The following is a 20,454-nucleotide window of genomic DNA, read 5'->3' on the forward strand; positions in this document are numbered from 1 at the left end:
ACTTGCCACTTGCCACTTGCCACTTGCCACTTGCCACTTGCCACTTCTACTCCCTGCTCTTGAGCACTTCCACCAGATCCAGCCGGTTCAGGCGGCGAAGCACCACCAGTGCCGACAGCACAGTGGCGACCAGGATCACCGCGGCGGCGAAGGCGTAGGCATCGGGGGTGATGACCAGGGGTACCCGGTAGAGATCGGAATCCATGGTGCCCACCAGCAGGTAGACCAGGGCCTTGCCGATCAGGAAGCCCGGCAGGATGGCCGCCAGGGCGATGAGAAACAGTTCGCCCAGCAGGATATAGCTGATCTCGCCCCGGGTGAGTCCCAGCACCCGCAGGCTGGCCAGCTCGCGGGCACGTTCCGTGAGCGCGATGCGCGCGCTGTTGTAGACCACGCCGAAGGCGATGCTGCCGGCCAGCAGGGTGCTGAAGAACGCGAAGGTCAGCACGATCTCGGCCATGGAGTCCATGAAGTTCTGGATGGCCTTCAGCCGGTCGGTGACACCGGCCACCCGGGGAACATCCTTGAGGACGTCGACGATCTCGTCGCGGTGCTCATGATCCACCGCGAGCCAGACTCCGGAGATGGCCGTGCCTTCGCGCATGATCCGGTTCAGGGCATCCAGGTCCATGTAGGCGGAGGCGCCGGTGAATTCCCGGATCACGTCGGTGACCGGTACCGGCAGCTGTTCACGACGCCCCTCCAGGAATTCGACCCACACCGTGTCCCCTGGCCGGGCATCCAGGTGATCGGCCAGGAAGTCGTTCAGCACCAGGCCTTCCGGGGGAAGAGTGACCACCTGAAGCCGGTCATCCAGGATGCGGTGCAGGCGGCTGTCCGGCTCTACCCCGCGGATGGCGGTGCGGTAGACGGCCTGTCCCTTGCTCAAGCGCACGGCGGCGCTTCGAAACGGTTCCACGTGATCCACGCCGGACAGGGCGGCGAGTTCGTACATGGCGCGCCGGGAGGTGGGTTCCGTGAACACCACGGTCAGGTCGTCCCGCTGGGCCTGCCCGTACTGGACCTTGATCAGATAGGTGATGGCGCCTTCCTGGTAGCCGCCCAGTACCAGGATGCCGCAGGCGAAGGCGATGCCGGTGACGGACAGCAGGGCCTTGAACGGGCGGCGCTCAATGTTGCGCAGGATCATGCGGCTGGGCTGGGAGAACAGGCGCTGCAGGCCCAGGCGTTCCACGAGCGTCGCGCGAAACACCGGCGCGGGTTCCGGGCGCATGGCCTCGGCCGGCGGGATGCGCACCGCCCGCACCAGGGCCATGGCGGTGCCCAGCAGACCCGCGGCCAGGGTCACCAGGGTGCCCAGGGCCACGCTGCGGGCCTGCAGCTGCAGTTCCAGGTAGGGGAAGCGGAAGAAGTCCTGGTACAGGGCCGCCATCATCGAACCGAGCCACAGCCCCACCGCCGTGCCCAGCATCAGGCCGATGACCAGGATCACCAGCACCATCTGGGCGTAGTGCAGGCCCACGTTGAGATTGCTGTAGCCGAAGGCCTTGAGGATGCCCAGCTGGTCACGCTGGGTGTTGATCAGCCGAGTCAGCACCACGTTGAGCAGGAAGGCCGCCACCGCCAGGAAGATGGCGGGGAACACCGTTGCCATGGTGCGCAGCTGCCCCAGCTCCACGTCCAGATAGCGGTGGGAAAGCTGATCCTCACGGCCCACAGCACCCTGGCCGCCGTAGGGGGCGAGCAGGGCATCCAGTCGGTCGATCACATCGCCGCTGCGTGCGTCCCGGGTCAGGGTGAGCACCAGGTCGTTGAAGGCACCGTCCATGTCGAAGGCAGCGGCCAGCTGGCTGCGGTTCATCCATAGGATCCCTAAGCGGGCGAAATCCGGGAACAGTTCGCCGGGGGCCACGTGGTAGATGTATTCCGGCGAGAGCACGATGCCCACGATCTCGATGTGCTGCAGGCGGCCGTTGATGATCGCGCCGATGCGGTCACCGGGCACGAAGCCATGGGCCTGGGCAAAGGCCTCGTTGACCACCGCCTCGCCCGAGCGTCCTGCCTCCGGCAGCCGGCCCGTGCGCAGGAACAGGCGATTGAGTTCCGAGTTGCGGCCGTCGGGCAGGGAGATGAGGATGCCGGTGGCGGGATCCACGAAACCGGGGATGTCCAGGTTCGCTCCGGAGACCACCCGCGTCTCCACCTGCTGAACCCCGGGGATGTTCTCCACCGCCTCGCGCAGGGATTCGGGGGCTCGTTTAATCGTGACGAAGATGTCCGCGAATCGGTAGTCCCGGTAGTAGGCGTCCCGGGTGAGGGACAGGGCATCCAGGGAGGTGAGCGACATGACCAGGGTGGCCATGCCGCCGGCGATCACGACGGCGATGGCGAGCACCTGGCCGCGCAGGTGCCAGAGCTCGCGGGCGAGCTTGCGGTACAGGGCGTTCACCAGCTCAGTTCCCGGGGTGCCTTGCGCTGTGCGGGCCTGTCGATGCGCTCGATGTGGCCGTCCATGAAATGGATCACCCGGTCGGCCATGTCGGCGATGCCGGCATTGTGGGTGATCACCGCGGTGGTGGTGCCCAGTTCCCGGTTGATGCGCTCCAGGACCTCGAGCACCACGATGCCGGTCTTGGAGTCCAGGGCGCCGGTGGGCTCGTCGCAGAGCAGCACCGCCGGGCGCTTGGCGACCGCCCGGGCGATGGCCACCCGCTGCTGTTCGCCGCCGGAGAGTTGCGCGGGAAAGTGGTCCATGCGTTCACCGAGGCCCACCATCTCCAGGGCCTCTTCCGGTGACATGGGGTTTCGGGCGATCTCGGTGACGATGGCCACATTTTCACGGGCCGTGAGACTGGGGATGAGGTTGTAGAACTGAAACACGAAACCCACGAAGTGGCGCCGGAATTCGGTCAGTTCCCGGTCGCCGGCCTTGACCAGGTTCCGTCCCTGGCAGATGACCTCGCCGCCGCTCGGGCTGTCCAGGCCTCCGAGGATGTTGAGCAGGGTCGACTTGCCACTCCCCGAAGGGCCGAGGAGGACGACGAATTCGCCTTTGTAGAGGTCCAGGTCCACGCCTCGCAGGGCATGGACCTCGACCTCGCCCATGCGGTAGACCTTGGTCAGGCCCCGGGCGCGGAATACCACCTCCTTGTCCGACGCCGCCTTCATGGCCCCGTGATCATGGTCCCGGTGCTTCAGCCACGTGCCCGAATGCTGTCCTCTCTGGACACGCCGGTATCGGGTTCAGAACTCCCCTCGGTGGGCCGGTCGGCGTCTTCGGTTCCGGTGGCGGCGTGCTCGTCGCGCCGGGCGGTCACCGGACGCTCAGGTGTCTCCTCCAGCTCCACATGCTCGGGGATGTGGGGTGCATCGCCCATCATGTGCTCGTCGTCGTCGAGCACGCGCTTGGTGCCTGCGGCGGTTTCCTGCTGCTTGTCCTCCTCCTCGGAGGCACCGCTGGCGGCTTCCGGGGGCACCGGGCGGGAGCGTCCTTCCAGCAGGGCGCCGGGGTGATCCGGCAGCAGGCGTTGCGCCGGGGCATCGGCCAGGCGGCTGTAGCTCTCGGAGAGGTGGTCGTAGAGATCCCGGTAGGAACCGGCCATGGAGGTGAACAGGGTGGCGGTCTTCTCGAAGTGCTGGTTCACCGACTGACGGTAGTCGGCCATCTCCTGGCGTTGTTTTTCCAGCTCGGCCTTGAGAGCCTGCGCTTCCTGGCGTCCATGGGAGGTCTGACGGCCGAGGAGGAAGCCCGCGACAGCGGCTGCGATCAGGCCCAGGAGGATGAGGATCCAGGTGGTGGTGGCAGTCATGGGGGCTCCGGAGGATTTTTTTAGATCGTTTGATCAGTTTGAACCACCCCTTCGACCCGACTCAAGCGCATATGTTGCGCGGCGTGCTACTAAACTGACAGATATCAATTCCCATGCAGACGGCCGAGGCTGATCATGTTGGCTGGGTGCGGGGGCCGTGGCCGGCATGATGTGGCGTGCTTCGGGACCACGGCGCGTGCGTGTCACGGGGCGGAGGCGGGTGTATTGAACCTGACTGTATTCTGGTTGCTCTAAGGTGCATAATGCCAGTCATATAGATGACCTGAGAGACTGCGGGTCAAGAACAATAACCCCACCAGCGCCGAGGAGTCATCCGATGCGTTTCTCCATCTACCGCTTCAACCCGGAAACCGACGCCGAACCCTACATGCAGGATTTCGAACTCCCGGACGCCCAGGTGGAACCGGGCATGATGCTGCTGGAGGCGCTGCTTCGGCTCAAACGCCAGGACGAGACCCTGAGTTTCCGGCGCTCCTGTGGGGAGGGCGTGTGCGGCTCCGATGGCATGAACATCAACGGCACCAACGGACTGGCCTGCGTCACACCCCTGGCAAGCCTCAAGCAACCCATCACCCTGCGACCCTTCCCGGGCATGCCGGTGATCCGCGACCTGATCGTGGACATGGGCAACTTCTACAACCAGTACCGCAAGGCCAAGCCCTACCTGGTGATCAACGATCCGGTGCCGGAGGTGGAGCGCAAGCAGTCGCCGCAGGATCGCGAGAAGCTGGACGGCCTGTATGAATGCATCCTGTGCGGCTGCTGTTCCGCCTCCTGTCCCTCATACTGGTGGAACCCGGACAAGTTCCTGGGTCCGGCCGCGCTGCTGCAGTCGGCCCGGTTCATCCTGGACTCCCGGGACCAGGCCACCCCCGAACGACTGGAACAGCTGGACGATGCCTACAAGCTCTACCGCTGTCACACCATCATGAACTGCGTACAGGTCTGCCCGAAGGGCCTCAATCCCACCAAGGCCATCGGCGAGATCAAGAAGCAGATGCTCAAGCGCTCCCTGTGACCACGGACGAACAGCTCGCCAGCACCGACGTGGAGGCCCTGCGTCGCCTGCGCTGGAGTTGCCGGCGCGGCATGCTGGAACTGGACCTGCTGCTGGATGCCTTCCTCAAGCACGGTTTTGTGAAACTGGACGCCCGGGGTCGGGAGACCTTCGAGCGTCTGCTGGACTATCCCGATACCACCCTGCTGCAGCTGCTCATGGGGCAGATGCAGTCCAGCGACAGGGACGTCGCCCATGTGGTCGAATTCATCCGCCAGACCGCTCGTCATCCATCCTGAGCCATCCCGCTGCCTGGCTGCGTGGCTGGTGCTCGTGCACGGCCTGGCCGGGGCAGGGCTGATCGCCGCCGCGATGCCCCTGGTCGCTGCCGTCGGCGTTGGTGTCCTGCTGTTTTCTTTGAACATTCATCTGATGCGCCTCGGATTCCTTGCCGGGCGTCCCGTGATCCAGGGCCTGCGCCTGGAGGTGGATGGCCGGTCTCGCGTGCAAACCGCCGACGGGCACTGGCGCCCGGCGGTCATCCTGCCCGGCAGTTTCTGCGCCCCGTGGCTGTGCGTGCTGCAACTGCGGGTGGAGGGGCGCTGGCAGAGCCTCAGCCTGGCGCCGGACAGCCTGCCAGCGGATCAGCTGCGGCGGCTGCGCATGGGCCTGCTGGCCCTGCGCCCGAATTCGCCTGAGTACGCCCGGGGTATTCGGGCCGGCCTGGTGCGCCTTGGTATACTGCGCGGCAAACACCCTGTGGAGATATTGCCCATGCCCACCGATCAGGAGCGGCTGGAAGCCCTGCTCAGTGACGATCCGGACCATGTCTACAGCGACGAGGAACTGGACGCTATCGAGGCCATCGATCCCGAGATGGCCCTGCGCATCGACCGCGTGCAGACCCAGGCCCGTCGCCAGGGCGGAAACGTGGTGGTCGAGGGCCCCATCGACGAGGCCGTGGTGCGGGAGGCGGTGGAAGAGGCGCGCAAGATCCTCATGCAGGACGGCGGCGACATCGAGTTCGTCGCCATCGAGGACCGCACCGTGCGCGTGCGCCTCAAGGGCGCCTGCGTGGGCTGCCCCCGTTCCACCCTCGATCTGCGGAACGTGGTGGAGCGCCTGGTGCGCTCCAGGGCGCCGGGGGTGGCACGGGTGGTGAATGAATTTTGAGGTGAATTCAAAATTCAAGATTCAAAATTCAAGATTCAAAGGTGCATGCCTCGATCTGATGCATCTTGATTTGACGGGAGCATGTCCCCTTTGAATTTTGAATCTTAAATTTTGAATTCACCATTAAGTGATCACGTCCGGCTTCTCCCGCCCCGTGTGTTCCCGGATGCCGGCGATCTGCTCGGCGATGGCGATGAGTTCGGCCAGGGCCTCCTGGGTGTCCAGATTGTGGCGCTCGGGGTCGGGTTCGAAACGCTCCACGTAGAGTCGCAGGGTGGCACCTTCCGTGCCGGTGCCGGAGAGTCGGAACACCACGCGGGATCCGCCCTCGAACAGCACCCGCAGTCCCTGATGCTCACTGCGCGAGCCGTCCACCGGGTCGGTGTAGGCGAAGTCGTCGGCCTGCTCCACCCGGTAATCGCCGAAGCGCTGGCCCTTGAGCGCTGCCAGTTTGTCCCCCAGGTCCTTCATCAGCGCCTCGGCCCGTTCCGAGTCCACTGCTTCGTAATCGTGGCGGGTGTAGTAGTTGCGCCCGTAGAGGCGCCAGTGTTCGCGCACGATCTGCTCCACGGACTGGCGCTTGACCGCCAGTAGGTTCAGCCAGAACAGGACCGCCCAGAGACCGTCCTTCTCGCGCACGTGGTCGGAGCTGGTGCCGAAGCTTTCCTCGCCGCACAGGGTCACCCGGCCAGCATCCAGCAGGTTGCCGAAGAACTTCCAGCCGGTGGGGGTCTCGAAGCATTCCACCCCGAGACGCGCCGCCACCCGGTCGGCGGCCTGGCTGGTGGGCATGGAGCGGGCGATGCCGCGGATCCCCTGGCGGTAGCCGGGCACGTGGTGGGCATTGGCGGCGAGCACCGCCAGGCTGTCGCTGGGGGTGACGAAGAAGCGCCTGCCCAGGATCATGTTGCGGTCGCCGTCGCCGTCGGAGGCCGCGCCGAAATCCGGCGCCTCACGGCCGAAGAGTTGCTGCACCAGGTCGTGGGCATGGGCCAGGTTCGGATCCGGGTGTCCCCCGCCGAAGTCCGCCAGGGGTTCGGCGCGCATCACCGTACCGGGCTCCGCGCCCAGCCGGTTCTCCAGGATGCGCACAGCATAGGGCCCGGTGACCGCGTGCATGGCATCGAAGCGCATGTGGAAATGCCCCGAGTTGAACAGGGCGTGGATGCGGTCGAAGTCGAACAGGGACTCCATCAGGGTCTCGTAGTCGGCCACCGGGTCGATCACTTCGACGCTCATCTCGCCGAGCCTTGTCTCTCCCAGGTGGTCGATGTCCACGTGGGGGATCTCGGCGATGTGGTAGCGCGAAAGGCTCAGGGTGGCCTGGTGGATGGCGCCGGTGACCGATTCCGGGGCCGGCCCGCCGTTGGCGATGTTGTACTTGATGCCGAAGTCCGCGTCCGGGCCGCCGGGGTTGTGGCTCGCCGAGAGCACGATGCCCCCCTGGGCCCGGTGCTTGCGGATCACGCAGGAGGCGGCGGGGGTGGAGAGGATCCCTCCGGCGCCCACCAGGACCCGGGCAATGCCATTGGCGGCGGCCATGCGCAGGATCACCTGGATGGCCTCGCGGTTGTGGTAGCGACCGTCGCCGCCCAGCACCAGGGTGCCGCCGTGCAGGTCCTTCTGGGTGTCGAAGATGGCCTGGACAAAGTTTTCCAGGTAGTGGGGCTGACGGAATACCCGGACCCGCTTGCGCAGGCCCGAGGTACCCGGTTTCTGATCCTTGAAGGGACGGGTCTCGACGATGGCGATCTTCATGGGGGAGCAGTTTTCCTGAGCAGGTTGACTAGGCAAACGTTAGCAAAGACGGCGTCTGATGTCGCTGTGCTACCATGCCTCTCATGTTGATCCAGGACATTAAACCCGCTTATCTCGAGCCGGTGCCGCAGAGCTTCGCGGCGCTCATGGATCTCTATGAAGCCAACTACATCAGGCTGCGCCAGCTGTGTCCGGAACTGGGTGATCTGCAGGGTGAGTACGTATCCCGGGTCGCCGGGGCCATGGACCTGCACCTGGAGGTCCTGGAACACACCCCCTACACCAGCACTGCCCGCCTGACCTATCTGTTCGAGGAGCCGGACGGCACCCGCCGCAGCCCCGATCTTCTGGTGCGTATGTTCCACGATGCCCGTCAGGTGGAGGTGCTCGGCCGCCACTGCCGGCCCCTGGATGTGAACATCACCGTGGAAGACCTGCCCCGGCAGCGCTCGCTGGCCTGCAAGTGGCGCCTCAACCGCTTCCTGTTCAAGTGGCTGGGTTACAGCCTGCGCCAGGGCCATCGCTTTCATCTGCCCGAGACCGATACCCCCGCCGCCGGTCTGCCTTTGGAAATCGCCCCCTGAGGGGGCATCTCCCGCCTGGAATCCCCGATTACCGACAGAACCACTCGGATTTTTTGTGGTCGTATTGTTGACTGTGTCGGTCAACTATTGTATCAATACACCAATTCCTGACCATCCAGGTCGGAAATGCACATTCTGCCAACCCAACCTGAAAGGGGTGGATTTATGAAACTCTCAACCAAAGGTCGCTACGCCGTCACCGCCATGATGGATCTCGCCATCCACGACCGGATCGGTCCGGTGACCCTCGCCGACATCTCCCAGTGCCAGGGCATCTCCCTGTCCTACCTGGAACAGCTGTTTGCCAAGCTGCGCAAGCACGGCCTGGTGGAAGGCGTGCGCGGACCCGGCGGTGGTTACCGTCTGGCCAAGCCCGCAGACCGCATCACCGTGGCCAACATCATCACCGCCGTGGATGAGAATGTGGACGTGACCCGCTGCCAGGGCAATGAGGACTGCCAGCAGGGAGACCGCTGCCTGACCCACGAACTGTGGAAGGATCTGAGTCAGCAGCTCTACGGCTTCCTGGACGGCATCACCCTGGCCCAGTTCGCCAACCGTCCCGAGGTCCAGGCCGTGGCCCGCCGTCAGGATCGCGAGATCAACCGTCACCACTTCATCTTCCGCCGTAGCGCGGCTTAAGGGAGGTGGTCGTCATGGCCGACAAGACCCCCATCTACCTGGACTATTCCGCGACCACGCCGGTGGACGAGCGCGTGGCCGAGGAGATGGCCAAGTACCTGACCCGCGGCGGCATCTTCGGCAACCCGGCGTCGCGTTCCCACGTGTTCGGCTGGGACGCGGAGAAGGCGGTGGAGCGCGCCCGTGAGCAGGTGGCCGAGCTGGTGGGAGCCGACCCCCGGGAGATCGTCTGGACCAGCGGCGCCACCGAGGCCAACAACCTGGCCATCAAGGGCGCGGCGCACTTCTACCAGAAGAAGGGCCGTCACCTGATCACCGTCAAGACCGAGCACAAGGCGGTACTGGACACCTGCCGGCAGCTGGAGCGGGAGGGTTTCGAGGTCACCTACCTGGACGTGCAGTCCAACGGCCTGGTGGACCTGGAGGTGCTGAAAGCCGCCCTGCGCGAGGACACGGTGCTGGTGTCGGTGATGCACGTGAACAACGAGATCGGCGTGATCCAGGACATCGAGGCGATCGGCAACCTGACCCGGGAGCGTGGCGTACTGCTGCACGTGGACGCGGCGCAGTCCACCGGCAAGGTGGCCATCGACCTGTCGAGGCTGCCGGTGGACCTGATGAGCTTCTCGGCCCACAAGACCTACGGCCCCAAGGGCATCGGCGCGCTGTACGTGCGCAGGAAGCCGCGGGTGCGCATCGAGGCGCAGATGCACGGCGGCGGTCACGAGCGCGGCATGCGTTCCGGGACCCTGGCCCCGCACCAGATCGTGGGCATGGGCGAGGCGTTTCGCATCGCCCGCGAGGAGATGGGTGCCGAGGTGGAGCGCATCCGCATGCTGCGCGACCGCCTGTGGACGGGCCTCTCGGACATGGACGAGGTGTACCTGAACGGCGACCTGGAGCGGCGCGTGGCGCACAACCTCAACGTCTCGTTCAACTTCGTGGAGGGCGAGAGCCTGATCATGGCGCTCAAGGACATCGCGGTGAGTTCGGGTTCGGCCTGCACCAGCGCGAGCCTGGAACCCAGCTACGTGCTGCGTGCCCTGGGCCGGGATGACGAGCTGGCGCACAGCTCGATCCGCTTCTCCATGGGCCGCTACACCACGAGTGAGGAGGTGGACTACACCATCGACCTGGTGAAGAACGCGGTGGCGAAGCTGCGCGAGCTCTCGCCCCTGTGGGAGATGTACCAGGAAGGGGTGGACCTGAAGAGTGTGCAGTGGGTGGCGCATTAGGCGCCACCCATAGAGACAAGAGACAAGAGGCAAGAGACAAGTAACCCCGTTTTTTCTGGCCTCTTGGATCTAGGAACTTGTCTCTGCTGACTGATGCTTGTTCGTCCTCCCCAAGGTGCGGAGAGGACGCAAAGACAAACCTGGAGGTGACGTATGGCTTACAGCGACAAAGTGCTGGATCACTATGAGAATCCCCGCAACGTGGGTTCCCTGGACAAGGCGGACCCGAGCGTGGGCACGGGCATGGTGGGTGCGCCGGCCTGTGGCGACGTGATGAAGCTGCAGATCAAGGTCAACGCCGAGGGCGTGATCGAGGACGCCAAGTTCAAGACCTACGGCTGCGGTTCGGCGATTGCCAGTTCGAGCCTGCTGACCGAGTGGGTGAAGGGCAAGACGCTGGATGAGGCGGCTGCGATCAAGAACACGCAGATAGCCGAGGAGCTGGCGCTGCCGCCGGTGAAGATTCACTGCTCGGTGCTGGCCGAGGATGCCATCAAGGCGGCCATTGCCGACTTCAAGCAGAAGTCCGGCGCTGAGGACGAACGCAAGATCGCCTGAAGATTTTCACAGAGCCCATGCAGTGCGGCACGGACGCCGCGATTTCTCTCGCCCAAGCAGAGACAGAAAGACCCGCCCATGCCGGCGGGTTTTTTTGTAGTTCGGTTTGATGGGTTGGGGCGAAGATCGAAAGCCTTCAACGCAAAGACGCGAAGACGCAAAGGGGCGCAAAAGACTTTTTTGTTTTATTCAAAACGCTTTTCTTCGCGTTCTTTGCGTCTTCGCGTCTTTGCGTTGAAGGTCTTTGACTTTCATTCCAGACAATCAGGACAACCCGCGCAGTGCCTGGCGCAGGGTACTGAACTGGTCCGGGTCGGGGTCCGAGCCGTAGCGCAGGGCTTCGTAGGTGCGTGTGAATGCCGCCACTGCCTCGTGCAGTTCCGGGCGTTCCCGTGCGACACGGCGGGTGAAATCCCGCGGGCCTTCGTGGGGCAGGGGCGGGATGCCGAGCCGGGTCATGCGCTGTGCGAAACGCTGGTAGAGGCGGGCCAGGGGGTCTTTCTGGGGGCGGCGGTTGCGCCACAGGAAGGCCAGGGTGAACACGCCGGCGGTGAAGGCCAGCAGGGCCACCATGAGGGCGGTGATGCCGCGCCAGTCGAGCCAGCCGAGGCCCAGGTGCTCGAGGAGCTCACGCTGTTTCTCCGGACCGAAGCCGAGCACCCAGCCGTTCCAGTAGTAATCGGCCAGGTCGCGCCAGTATTCCAGCTGAAACCGCAGCGCCATCAGCCCCAGGCCCATGCCTTCCCGTTGCCGGAGGAAATCGGGCAGATCCGCCTCGGCGCTCAGGGCGGCGCGGATGCCAAGTTCGATGCGTTCCGGGGCCACGGCTGCGGTGGGATCCACCCGCACCCAGCCCCGGTCCTCCAGCCAGACCTCGGCCCAGGCATGGGCGTCGGACTGGCGCACCAGCAGGTAATCGCCGGTGCGGATCCACTCACCGCCCTGGTAGCCGGTCACCACGCGAGCGGGGATGCCTGCCGCGCGCATCAGGAACACGAAGCTGCCCGCGTAGTGTTCGCAGAATCCCGCGCGGGTATCGAACAGGAATTCATCCACCGGGTCCCGTGGCAGGCGGGGTGGCGAGAGGGTGTAACGGAACGGCTCCTGGTTGAAGTGCTGAAGGGCCCTTTGCACGATCGCCTCGGGGTGTTCCTCCTCCGTGCGCCACTGTTCCGCGAGGGCCCGGGCCCGGGCGCCCGGTGCATCACCGGGCAGCTGCAGGGCCTGGCGCCTTCGCGCCGGGATGAGTTCCGTCTCCATGGCGTGTCCTGTGGCGGCGCGCAGCTGGTAGGTCTCGACGCGCAGCACCGGGCGGGTGCTGGAGAGCACGTAGTCCGGGGTGAGCCGCGCGCCGGAAGGGGCCTCCACCGGGGTCTCCAGGGCGATCAGCCAGCGCTGGTTGTGGGGTTCGAGCATGATCGAGTAGCTGCGCAGCTCGCTGGTGTCCGCAGGCGTGGGATCGGGCGTGTCCAGGGGCGGGAAGGAACCGCGCCAGGTGCGTCCGTCGTAGGTGTTGAACACCAGGGCGCGCCAGTAGCGCTGATTCGGAGGCGGCGGCGTGTTGTCGGGGAAGGTGACCCGGAAGGCCGTGGCGTTGGATTGCAGCAGGTCGCTGATGGAGCCCGGCGACATGGAGTCGGAGAGCCCGGTGCTGGCGCTGCTGGATTCCTGGGGCATGCCCCACAGGGGTCCGGGCAAGCGCGGGAACAGCAGGAACAGGATGAGCATCACCGGCAGGGCCTGGAGCAGCATCAGACCCGCCAGGCCCAGCTGCTCGCGCAGGGTCGGCGGCGTGTCGGCGGCGTTGAGGCGGATCAGGGCCATGGTGGTGACCAGCATGGCGACGATCAGGTAGGCCACCACGGGCATTTCCTGGCTGTAGAAGAAGTGGGTGATCACCACGAAGTAGCCCAGGAATATGCTGAGCATGGCATCCCGGTGGGTCCGGGTCTCCAGCATCTTGAGGCCGGTCATGATGATCAGCAGCGATACACCGGCATCCCGGCCGAACAGGGTGCCCTGGCTGAACAGCACGCCCGCGGTGGCGGCAATGGCCATGAGCACCAACAGCCATCGACCCGGCAGGGGCAGGCGGCCCCGGGCCCCTGCATGGCGCCAGGCCACCGCCAGCAGCGCCAGGCCCACCACCCAGGCCGGCTGGTTGAGCAGGTGCGGCAGCAGCACCACCGCGAGGGCGAGGCTCACCCAGGCCAGTGCGCCCTGAGAGGGTGGCGCGTGGGACAGGCGGCTCATGATACCGGACTGCCTTGAGCCGGCTGACCGTAATGGGCCAGGGCCGAGAGGCAGCGGTGCCGGTGGTCCGCACCCTGGTCGGGCTCCAGTTCCAGGCCGGACAGGCGCAGCCCGTAACGGATCCCCTGCTGGTGGGCCAGCAGCACCTGGTGACAGAGCATCGACAGCCGGGTCTCGGTGTCCGTGGCGGGCAGGGCATGCCAGTCGATCCACAGCTCGCCACCCCGGGGGGATTCGAAGTTGCGGGTATAGAGATCGCCGGTGCGGGCCAGGGCCTTCCAGTCCACCCGCCGCGGGGAGTCGCCGGGCTGGTATTCGCGCAGGCCGGAGAAGTCCTCGCCCAGTCCCGGATCGGGCCGGCCTTCGCCCTCGCTGCTGCCCGCATCGGTGAAGCGCTCGTCCACGGCGAGGGGGTGCGGGTAGACCGTCAGGGCCTCGTCGAACTGGATCCAGGACCAGGCCCGGAACAGGCCCAAGGGATAGGTGGTCGACAGGCTGAAACGCCCCGGGCGCAGACTGCCGCGGCGGGTGGTGACGATGGGCAGCTCTGCCACGGCCTCCGCCCGGGCCTGTGCCGCGATGGCGGCACCCTGGACATCCCGGCGATGCAGCACCAGGCCGCGACGGGGGACGTGGCTCGGGTTCTCGATGCGGTAGCGGCAGTAGGCGGTTTCGCCGGCGAACACCGGCTCCAGGGGCAGGCGCGTGATGCGCAGTCCCAGCAGGTTGCGGTGGGTATGCCAGATACCATTGGCGCCCAGGCCTGCCAGCAGGAAGGTGAGCAGGAAGGCCATGCTGTTGCTGTAATTGATGGCGCCCAGCAGCATCACCACCAGCATCAGGCCGAACACCAGGCCCTGGCGGGTGGGCAGGATGTAGATGCGCCGGCGGTGCAGGGTGATTTCGCGGCCGGCGGGATGTTCGCGACGCATCAGCCAGGTGACGGCCGGCTCAAGGATCTGGGCGGCAAGCTTCATGGCATGGGCGGGCGCGGGCCTTCACGCAGATGCATCACGGGATGGCCACGTGCTCGATGAGTTCGCGGGTCAGCTGCTCGGGCCGCTGGCTGCCGCCGCCGGCGGCGAACAGGCGATGCCCGGCCACCGGCGGCAGCACGGTCTGGATGTCCTCGGGGATGACGTGGTCGCGCCCGTCCAGCCAGGCCCAGGCGCGGGCGGCGGCCAACAGGCCCAGGGCGGCCCGGGGGGAGAGGCCGTGGGCGTAGTGCTGGGGATTGCGGGTGTGGGCGATGAGCCGCTGCACGTAGTCGATGAGGGCCTCGGAGACGTGCAGCTGGGTGATCTGCTGCTGCAGTCGCAGCAGGGACTCGGCATCCAGCAGGGCGGGCAACTCGGCGATCAGGGCGCGACGGTCACGTCCCTGCAGCAGGGCACGCTCGGCGGCGGGATCCGGGTAGCCGAGGTGGATGCGCATCAGGAAACGGTCCAGCTGGGATTCCGGCAGCGGGAAGGTGCCCGCCTGTTCCCGGGGATTCTGGGTGGCGATGACGAAGAACGGCTCGGGCAGGGTACGGGTGACCCCTTCGATGGTGACCTGCTGTTCTTCCATGGCCTCCAGCAGGGCGCTCTGGGACTTGGGCGGGGCGCGGTTGATCTCGTCGGCCAGCAGCATCTGGGTGAACACCGGGCCCGGGTGGAACTCGAAGCCCTTGCCCTGACCGCCGTAGACGGACACGCCCAGGATATCCGCGGGCAGCAGGTCGCTGGTGAACTGGATGCGCTGGAACTGCAGGCCCAGGGTCCTGGCCAGGGCGTGGGCCAGGGTGGTCTTGCCGACGCCGGGCTGGTCTTCCATGAGCAGATGCCCCCGGGCCAGCAGGCAGGCAAGCGCGAGGCGGATGGGCTGGGGTTTGCCCAGGATCACACTGCCTACCTGGTCGAGCACCTGATGGAGCAGCGCGGCGCTTTGCCGGGGCTGGGGCATGGGGCTGATGGACATGGGTCTTGTTCCCTGACGTGTTCTCAAGCGATGTCACGACAATAGCATCCGCGTGGCGGGCGGTACCAACCTCAGGGCGCTGTACAGAAAGTTTGTCCCCGGGAACCGTGACGGGTTCCCGCTGGCATCAGAGCACGACCTGCTCGATGGGGAGGTCAGCGGCCTCGCGGTGCCGTGCCCAGTCCCGGTGGTTGAACACCTGCCCCTTGCGACGCACCCGGGTGATGGCCCGGGGGTCAAGATCAGCAAACACCCAGCCGGCCTCGTCCGTCCGCCCTTGCGCGAGGATGCCGTTGTCGGGGAAGCCGATGTCCACCGGGGTGTAGACGGCCCCGAGTCCCACGTTGCTGTCGATGGACTCCGACCAGGGGGCCTCGCCCACGGTGGGGGACTGCACCACGTAGACCTGGTTTTCCAGGGCCCGGGCCTGACAGCCGATGCGCACCCGCTGGTAGCCCGCCTCCCGGTCGGTACAGCTGGGCACCAGCAGCAGCCAGGCGCCGGCCTCCACCTGCCTGCGCACCGCCTGGGGGAATTCCACGTCATAGCAGGTGGCCACGGCCAGGGCGCCGATGTGCGTGTCGAACACCTTCACTTCGTGGCCGGGACTGATATGCCAGTGTTCCTGCTCGAAGCGGGTCATGTGCAGCTTGTCCTGGAACCCCTCGCTGCCCTCGGGTGAGTAGAGATAAGCGCGATTGCGATAGCTGCCGTCGGCCTCGCGCACGGGGAAACTGCCCGCCAGCAGGTAGAGGCCATGTTCCATGGCGAGCGCGCGGTGCAGCGCCCGGTAATCGGGCAGCAGCGCCTGAACCGCCTCCAGCTGGCGCTGCAGGTCACCGTAGACCTCCGGCCCGAACAGGGAGGCCAGTTCCATGGAGGCATATTCCGGGAACACGACGAGCCGGGTGCCCTGGTTCGCCGCCTCGCTCACCAGGCCGCGCAGTTTGGCCTCGAAGTGCGACCAGTCGCCCAGGAACTCCACCGGATACTGGCAGGCGGCCACCCGCACCGGCGCATCGGGCAGGCGGGCCTCAGGGAACAAGGCGCTTCATCCAGAAGGTCATGGCCTTGGGGGATTCCCCGGACTCGTCCAGGTCGCGCCAGCTGAAGCTGGCCTTGAGATCGGGCTGGATCTGGTAGCCGCGTTTTTCCCAGAAGCGGTTCAGGGGCAGGTAATCCGGCGGGCGCCGGGGATGGTCCACGGGACGATCCACGGCGCAGAAACAGCTGGTATGAAACCGCCCCAGGCCGCGCGCGTGCGCCTCCCGTTCCTCGAAGAAGCGCACCCCGAGCCCCCGTCCCCGGTATTCGGGCAGCAGCACCGATTCGCCGAAGTAGAAGATGCCGTCCACGTCCAGGCCCTGTTGCCGGAAGGGGGCGATTACGTTGTCGGTCTCATCGACCAGGGGCAGGGCCGTGGAGGCGCCGACGATGCGTGCGCCGTCCATCACCAGCACCACCACGCTGTCCGCGGAGTCGGTGTAGGTCTTGAGGTAGCGTTCCTCGTAGGCGGTGTCGCCGTCGTAGAGGTAGGGAAACTCCCGGAACACGGTGATGCGCAGGCGGGCCAGTTCGGGCACATGATCGGCCAGTTCCCGGCCGATACAGCGTTTGACTTGCAGGGACTGGGTCATGATGCGGGAGACGGCCTCGGGCTCGGGATGAAAAGCGCGGGCAAGTGTGGCAAGTTTGCCCGATGGGTTCAAATGGACCCTGCGACCAGGTTGTGGTTCCCGTGAGAGATCTAAGTTGAAGTCAGTGCAAGCGTATCTTGCCTGGGATGAGTCCCCCAAGGGCGTCGTGCTGCGCCTGGCGGGACGGCTGGACGTGCACACGGTATCCACTGTCTGGGGCGAGGCCCTGGCAGGCCTCAAGGTCAGGTCAGGGCGTCCGGTGCGCGTGGACACCAGCGGCGTGGACTACTGCGACGGTGCCGGCGTGGCCCTGGTCGTGGATCTGCTGCGCCAGCCCCGGGACCCGGGCGCCGAGGTGGGCCTCGGCGAGACGCCGGAGGAGGTGCGACGCATGCTCGTGCCCTTCGATGTGCGTGACTTCAGCGGCGAGGCGGTGCCGCCCCAACGGGGGCCGGGTCTCAAGCAGCACCTGGCCAACGGCATGCATGACCTGGGTCGCTATCTCTATCTGCAGGTGGCCTTCGTCGGCGAGGCCACGGCGGCGATGTTTCACGCCGCCCGCCATCCCCGCCAGGTGCGCTGGCGCGATGCCCTGAATCTGGCCCAGGAGGCGGGCGCAAACGCCCTGCCCATCGTTATGCTCATCGCCTTCCTGATGGGTGTGATCCTGGCCTTCCAGTCCGCCGTGGCCATGCGCCAGTTCGGTGCCGAGATCTTCGTGGCCAATCTGGTGGCCCTGTCCCTGCTGCGGGAACTGGCGCCGCTGATGACCGCCATCCTCCTGGCGGGACGTTCCGGCGCCGCCTTCGCCGCCGAGATCGGCACCATGAAGGTGAACGAGGAGATCAATGCCCTGACCACCATGGGCCTGGATCCGGTGCGTTTCCTGGTGGTAACCCGGGTGCTGGCGGCGGTGGCGGTGATGCCCCTGCTGACCCTGGTGGCCAACCTGGTGGGGCTGGTGGGCGGTGCGGTGGTGATGAAGGGTTTCGACATCCCCTTCGTCACTTACTTCAACCAGGTGACCAGCGCCGTGACCCTCTCGGACCTGCTGGGTGGCCTGTTCAAGGCCACGGTGTTCGGCCTGCTGGTCGCCGGGGTGGGTTGCCTGCGCGGCCTGGAGACGCGCAGCGGTGCGGCGGCGGTGGGCATCTCCACGACCCGCGCGGTGGTCAGTGCTATCATTCTGATCGTCGTGGCGGACGGCGTGTTCGCCGTGGTCTTCTACCATCTGGACATCTGATGACCGAAGTCGCATCCGACAAGCAGACTTCCTCATCCGGCGATGCCTCCCGGGCGCTCATTCAGGTGAGTGATCTCACCCTGGGATTCGACGGGGTCGCGCTGCTGGAAAACCTGAATTTCCAGGTCAACCGAGGGGAGGTGTTCGTGATCCTCGGGGGTTCCGGATCCGGCAAGAGCACCCTGCTCAAGCACATGATCGGCCTCTACGCCCCCATGTCCGGGCAGATCCTGATCGACGGGCAGGACATTGCCCACGCCGAGGGCGAGGCGCGCATGGCCCTGCTGCGCAAGATCGGTGTGGCCTTCCAGTCCGGGGCGCTGTTTGGCTCCATGACCCTGCTGGAAAACGTCTGTCTGCCCCTGGAATCCCATACCGGGCTGGATCGCAGCGCGCGCGAGCTGGTGGCGCGCATGAAGCTGCGCCTGGTGGGCCTGACCGGCTCTGAACACCTGCTGCCTTCAGCACTCTCCGGCGGCATGCAGAAGCGCGCCGCCATCGCCCGCGCCATGGCGCTCGACCCCATGATCCTGTTCCTGGACGAACCTTCCGCGGGTCTCGATCCGATCACTGCCGCGGATCTGGACCAGCTGATCCTGCGCCTGGCTTCGACCCTGGGCATGACCTTCGTGGTGGTGACCCATGAGCTGGCGAGCATCGATACCATCGCCGACCGGGTGATCATGCTGGACCGGGAAAGCCGCGGCATCATCGCCGAAGGCGCACCCGCCACGCTGCGCGCCCAGTCAGAGCATCCCTGGGTGCGGCGCTTCTTCAACCGTGAGGCCACGGAGGCCGCGTGACCATGTTGCCACAGGATCACTCGCACCGATGAACAGCCGCGCCAGTTATTTCCGTCTGGGTCTGTTCATCACGGCTGCCGTCGGCGCCGGCATCGTCATACTGGTGGTGCTGGGGATAGGTAACCTGTTCCGGCCCAAGGTACTGCTCGAGACCTATTTCGATGGCTCCGTGCAGGGGCTGGATGTGGGGGCCGCGGTGAAACTGCGGGGTGTGACCATCGGGGAGGTGAGCTACATCGGTTTCACCCGGGGTCGCTACGAGCAGGATGTCATGCCCATGGATCAGCGCCAGTACGTGCTGGTGGAGGCCGTCATCCGTCCTGACCGGCTTAGTCCCAGCGGCCGCATACCCACGCCGGAGATGGTCCAGACCATGGTTGACCGCGGTCTGCGGGTGCGCATGACCGCCTTCGGCGTCACGGGGATCAATTTCCTGGAACTGGATTTCATGGATCCGGCGGAATTCCCACCGATCCCCATCGACTGGACACCGGAGAACCTCTACGTGCCTTCGGCGCCCGGCGCGGTGACCCAGTTTATCCAGTATGCAGACAACATCGCCCGACGCCTGGACAGAATGGATGTGGAGTCAATCGTGGACAACATGAACCGTCTGCTGGTCAACCTCGATACCACGGTTTCGGCAGTGGATGCGCCACGCATCAATGCACAGATGATCCAGTTGCTGGATGCGCTCGCCACCTCCCTGGAACGTCTCAACCGGGTCATCGCCTCGCCGGCCTTCGACGATATCCCCACCGATCTCGGCGTGGCCGCCGCCAACCTGAGGGCCCTGTCGGAGAGCCCGCGCTTCGACGAAACCATGAACGCCCTGGAAATGACGATCAAGCGCCTGGAAGGCACGGTGGTGGATGTGGAGTCCATGGTCTCCGGCTACGAACACGACCTGACCCTCTCTTTGGACAACCTGCGTGCCCTGAGTGATTCTCTACGCGCCTTGAGCGAGGAGGCCGGGCATCACCCTGGCCTCATCTGGACCCGTCCCCCTGAACCCGTCGAGATCCCGCAGCCATGAACCACCGTTCTCTGCTGACCCGTCTCGTTCAGACGATGCTGACGATGGCCCTGCTGGCAGGTCTGAGCGCGTGCAGTGTCGGGGTCGATCTGCAGCGGCCCGCGCCCGTCAAGCAGACCTTCCTGATCGAATTGCAGCGCGACAACATCCTTGCTCCCGCCACCGCCCCGAGCCTGGTCATCGCGCCGGTGCGAATGGCCAGCGCCTACGAGGGCAGGGCGCTGGTCTACCGCATGCAGGACGACCGCTTCGAGTCCGACTACTACAACCAGTGGTTCACCGCACCGCGGGATCAACTGGGCGAGGCGGTGGCCTACTGGATGAGGCGCGGCAGCGTGTTCGCTGACGTGCTGCCACCGACCCTGGCCGGGGAGGCAGACTATCGTCTGGACCTGGTGGTCACGGATTTCTACGTGGATATGCGAGATGCCGCCGATCACCGCGCACGGGTCACACTGCAGGCCTATCTCAGCGCGCGTGAAACGGCTGGCCGGCGGCTGATCGCGCGTGTGGAAGTGGCAGCGGACGCCGCGGTGGTTCCGGCAGAAGGCGAGTCCGTGGGAAATGCCCAGTCACGGGTCACCGCCCTGGCCGATGCCCTGGGCAAGGCACTGGTGAAGCTTGAAACAAGCCTGGCACAGGCTTTGAACTGAAGTCGCGTCCGGCTTCGCTGCACCTCGCAAGTGCGTAGGTCGGGCTTCAGCCCGACAGCCATCGCTTCGACACGCACCACTGTTCGGGCTGAAGCCCGACCTTCCCATTTGAAAGCGCGATGCTCCTGGTGG

At 65.9% G+C, this 20,454-nt stretch carries 20 protein-coding genes; 11 read left to right on the forward strand and 9 right to left on the reverse strand.

Translation table 11 applies throughout. The features are described 5' to 3' along the window. Positions 1–46 precede the first annotated feature (46 nt). Genes TGR7_RS07415 through TGR7_RS07425 form a run of 3 tightly spaced genes read right to left on the reverse strand, consistent with a single transcriptional unit; the run spans position 47 to position 3,770 of the window. Positions 47–2,410: an ABC transporter permease gene (locus tag TGR7_RS07415; RefSeq protein ID WP_012638045.1), complete on the reverse strand. Its 2,364-nt coding sequence runs from the start codon at positions 2,408–2,410 to the stop codon at positions 47–49. Then, complete coding sequence (locus TGR7_RS07420; protein WP_012638046.1) at positions 2,407–3,129, reverse strand: ABC transporter ATP-binding protein; 723 nt, start codon at positions 3,127–3,129, stop codon at positions 2,407–2,409. The genes TGR7_RS07415 and TGR7_RS07420 overlap by 4 nt, the downstream gene beginning before the upstream one ends. Before the next feature lie 26 nt (positions 3,130–3,155). After that, positions 3,156–3,770 carry a Z-ring associated ZapG family protein gene (locus TGR7_RS07425; RefSeq protein ID WP_012638047.1) on the reverse strand — a complete coding sequence of 205 codons (615 nt, stop codon included), beginning with the start codon at positions 3,768–3,770 and terminating at the stop codon, positions 3,156–3,158. A gap of 337 nt (positions 3,771–4,107) precedes the next feature. Here TGR7_RS07425 and TGR7_RS07430 point away from each other — a divergent pair, with 337 nt between their 5' ends. From TGR7_RS07430 to TGR7_RS07440, 3 genes are read left to right on the forward strand one after another with little or no spacing between them, the layout of a single operon-like run. Continuing rightward, positions 4,108–4,809: a succinate dehydrogenase iron-sulfur subunit gene (locus TGR7_RS07430; protein ID WP_012638048.1), complete on the forward strand. Its 702-nt coding sequence runs from the start codon at positions 4,108–4,110 to the stop codon at positions 4,807–4,809. After that, positions 4,806–5,087 carry an FAD assembly factor SdhE gene (locus TGR7_RS07435; protein ID WP_012638049.1) on the forward strand — a complete coding sequence of 94 codons (282 nt, stop codon included), beginning with the start codon at positions 4,806–4,808 and terminating at the stop codon, positions 5,085–5,087. Before TGR7_RS07430 ends, TGR7_RS07435 begins: the two co-directional genes overlap by 4 nt. Next, positions 5,044–5,961, forward strand: coding sequence for a protein YgfX (locus TGR7_RS07440; protein WP_342606936.1), 918 nt, complete (start codon positions 5,044–5,046; stop codon positions 5,959–5,961). The genes TGR7_RS07435 and TGR7_RS07440 overlap by 44 nt, the downstream gene beginning before the upstream one ends. 123 nt (positions 5,962–6,084) lie before the next feature. Here TGR7_RS07440 and TGR7_RS07445 read toward each other — a convergent pair whose 3' ends face one another. Continuing rightward, complete coding sequence (locus TGR7_RS07445; protein ID WP_012638051.1) at positions 6,085–7,719, reverse strand: alpha-D-glucose phosphate-specific phosphoglucomutase; 1,635 nt, start codon at positions 7,717–7,719, stop codon at positions 6,085–6,087. An 83-nt stretch (positions 7,720–7,802) separates the two neighbouring features. On the opposite strand from TGR7_RS07445, the gene TGR7_RS07450 reads away from it, so the two are divergent. The 4 genes from TGR7_RS07450 to iscU all read left to right on the forward strand — a co-directional run bounded on the left by TGR7_RS07450 (position 7,803) and on the right by iscU (position 10,738). Further along, positions 7,803–8,303 (forward strand): DUF1249 domain-containing protein, encoded by a 501-nt coding sequence (locus TGR7_RS07450; protein WP_012638052.1) that lies wholly within the window; start codon positions 7,803–7,805, stop codon positions 8,301–8,303. Between the two features lie 165 nt (positions 8,304–8,468). Further along, complete coding sequence (gene iscR / locus TGR7_RS07455) at positions 8,469–8,945, forward strand: Fe-S cluster assembly transcriptional regulator IscR (RefSeq protein ID WP_012638053.1); 477 nt, start codon at positions 8,469–8,471, stop codon at positions 8,943–8,945. A gap of 14 nt (positions 8,946–8,959) precedes the next feature. Beyond that, positions 8,960–10,180 carry an IscS subfamily cysteine desulfurase gene (locus TGR7_RS07460; RefSeq protein WP_012638054.1) on the forward strand — a complete coding sequence of 407 codons (1,221 nt, stop codon included), beginning with the start codon at positions 8,960–8,962 and terminating at the stop codon, positions 10,178–10,180. 153 nt (positions 10,181–10,333) lie between these two features. Next, on the forward strand, positions 10,334–10,738 hold the full coding sequence (gene iscU, locus TGR7_RS07465; RefSeq protein ID WP_012638055.1) for a Fe-S cluster assembly scaffold IscU: 405 nt from the start codon (positions 10,334–10,336) through the stop codon (positions 10,736–10,738). Positions 10,739–11,002: 264 nt separating this feature from the next. Here the strand turns inward: iscU and TGR7_RS07470 are convergent, their stop codons facing one another. The 5 genes from TGR7_RS07470 to TGR7_RS07490 all read right to left on the reverse strand — a co-directional run bounded on the left by TGR7_RS07470 (position 11,003) and on the right by TGR7_RS07490 (position 16,587). After that, entirely contained in the window at positions 11,003–12,991 is a 1,989-nt protein-coding gene (locus TGR7_RS07470) for a transglutaminase TgpA family protein (protein WP_012638056.1), read from the reverse strand. Then, positions 12,988–13,968, reverse strand: coding sequence for a DUF58 domain-containing protein (locus TGR7_RS07475; RefSeq protein ID WP_012638057.1), 981 nt, complete (start codon positions 13,966–13,968; stop codon positions 12,988–12,990). Before TGR7_RS07475 ends, TGR7_RS07470 begins: the two co-directional genes overlap by 4 nt. A 34-nt stretch (positions 13,969–14,002) precedes the next feature. Then, the gene (locus tag TGR7_RS07480) at positions 14,003–14,950 is read right to left on the reverse strand and encodes an AAA family ATPase (RefSeq protein WP_012638058.1); all 948 of its coding nucleotides are present in this window, start codon (positions 14,948–14,950) and stop codon (positions 14,003–14,005) included. Between the two features lie 127 nt (positions 14,951–15,077). Continuing rightward, positions 15,078–15,995: a carbon-nitrogen hydrolase family protein gene (locus TGR7_RS07485; RefSeq protein ID WP_012638059.1), complete on the reverse strand. Its 918-nt coding sequence runs from the start codon at positions 15,993–15,995 to the stop codon at positions 15,078–15,080. Next, entirely contained in the window at positions 15,985–16,587 is a 603-nt protein-coding gene (locus TGR7_RS07490; protein ID WP_012638060.1) for an N-acetyltransferase, read from the reverse strand. Before TGR7_RS07490 ends, TGR7_RS07485 begins: the two co-directional genes overlap by 11 nt. A 115-nt stretch (positions 16,588–16,702) precedes the next feature. On the opposite strand from TGR7_RS07490, the gene TGR7_RS07495 reads away from it, so the two are divergent. The 4 genes from TGR7_RS07495 to TGR7_RS07510 are packed head-to-tail and all read left to right on the forward strand — an operon-like array spanning position 16,703 to position 20,322. Beyond that, entirely contained in the window at positions 16,703–17,830 is a 1,128-nt protein-coding gene (locus TGR7_RS07495; RefSeq protein WP_012638061.1) for an ABC transporter permease, read from the forward strand. Beyond that, on the forward strand, positions 17,830–18,633 hold the full coding sequence (locus TGR7_RS07500; RefSeq protein ID WP_012638062.1) for an ABC transporter ATP-binding protein: 804 nt from the start codon (positions 17,830–17,832) through the stop codon (positions 18,631–18,633). The genes TGR7_RS07495 and TGR7_RS07500 overlap by 1 nt, the downstream gene beginning before the upstream one ends. Positions 18,634–18,661: 28 nt before the next feature. Then, entirely contained in the window at positions 18,662–19,669 is a 1,008-nt protein-coding gene (locus tag TGR7_RS07505) for an MlaD family protein (protein ID WP_012638063.1), read from the forward strand. Then, positions 19,666–20,322, forward strand: coding sequence for an ABC-type transport auxiliary lipoprotein family protein (locus TGR7_RS07510; RefSeq protein WP_012638064.1), 657 nt, complete (start codon positions 19,666–19,668; stop codon positions 20,320–20,322). Before TGR7_RS07505 ends, TGR7_RS07510 begins: the two co-directional genes overlap by 4 nt. The last annotated feature ends 132 nt before the right edge of the window (positions 20,323–20,454 follow it).

The sequence above is a fragment of the Thioalkalivibrio sulfidiphilus HL-EbGr7 genome, from assembly GCF_000021985.1.
Classification (GTDB): domain Bacteria; phylum Pseudomonadota; class Gammaproteobacteria; order Ectothiorhodospirales; family Ectothiorhodospiraceae; genus Thioalkalivibrio_A; species Thioalkalivibrio_A sulfidiphilus.

What these genes read in the sequence shown, in the direction of transcription:
- TGR7_RS07445 (WP_012638051.1), bottom strand. Translation starts at nt 7,719, where the DNA reads ATGAAGATCGCCATCGTCGAGACCCGTCCCTTCAAGGATCAGAAACCG.
- TGR7_RS07490 (WP_012638060.1), bottom strand. Translation starts at nt 16,587, where the DNA reads ATGACCCAGTCCCTGCAAGTCAAACGCTGTATCGGCCGGGAACTGGCC.
- TGR7_RS07430 (WP_012638048.1), top strand. Translation starts at nt 4,108, where the DNA reads ATGCGTTTCTCCATCTACCGCTTCAACCCGGAAACCGACGCCGAACCC.
- iscR (WP_012638053.1), top strand. Translation starts at nt 8,469, where the DNA reads ATGAAACTCTCAACCAAAGGTCGCTACGCCGTCACCGCCATGATGGAT.
- TGR7_RS07450 (WP_012638052.1), top strand. Translation starts at nt 7,803, where the DNA reads ATGTTGATCCAGGACATTAAACCCGCTTATCTCGAGCCGGTGCCGCAG.
- TGR7_RS07500 (WP_012638062.1), top strand. Translation starts at nt 17,830, where the DNA reads ATGACCGAAGTCGCATCCGACAAGCAGACTTCCTCATCCGGCGATGCC.
- TGR7_RS07475 (WP_012638057.1), bottom strand. Translation starts at nt 13,968, where the DNA reads ATGAAGCTTGCCGCCCAGATCCTTGAGCCGGCCGTCACCTGGCTGATG.
- TGR7_RS07425 (WP_012638047.1), bottom strand. Translation starts at nt 3,770, where the DNA reads ATGACTGCCACCACCACCTGGATCCTCATCCTCCTGGGCCTGATCGCA.
- TGR7_RS07460 (WP_012638054.1), top strand. Translation starts at nt 8,960, where the DNA reads ATGGCCGACAAGACCCCCATCTACCTGGACTATTCCGCGACCACGCCG.
- TGR7_RS07510 (WP_012638064.1), top strand. Translation starts at nt 19,666, where the DNA reads ATGAACCACCGTTCTCTGCTGACCCGTCTCGTTCAGACGATGCTGACG.
- TGR7_RS07470 (WP_012638056.1), bottom strand. Translation starts at nt 12,991, where the DNA reads ATGAGCCGCCTGTCCCACGCGCCACCCTCTCAGGGCGCACTGGCCTGG.
- TGR7_RS07440 (WP_342606936.1), top strand. Translation starts at nt 5,044, where the DNA reads ATGTGGTCGAATTCATCCGCCAGACCGCTCGTCATCCATCCTGAGCCA.
- TGR7_RS07480 (WP_012638058.1), bottom strand. Translation starts at nt 14,950, where the DNA reads ATGTCCATCAGCCCCATGCCCCAGCCCCGGCAAAGCGCCGCGCTGCTC.
- iscU (WP_012638055.1), top strand. Translation starts at nt 10,334, where the DNA reads ATGGCTTACAGCGACAAAGTGCTGGATCACTATGAGAATCCCCGCAAC.
- TGR7_RS07420 (WP_012638046.1), bottom strand. Translation starts at nt 3,129, where the DNA reads ATGAAGGCGGCGTCGGACAAGGAGGTGGTATTCCGCGCCCGGGGCCTG.
- TGR7_RS07505 (WP_012638063.1), top strand. Translation starts at nt 18,662, where the DNA reads ATGAACAGCCGCGCCAGTTATTTCCGTCTGGGTCTGTTCATCACGGCT.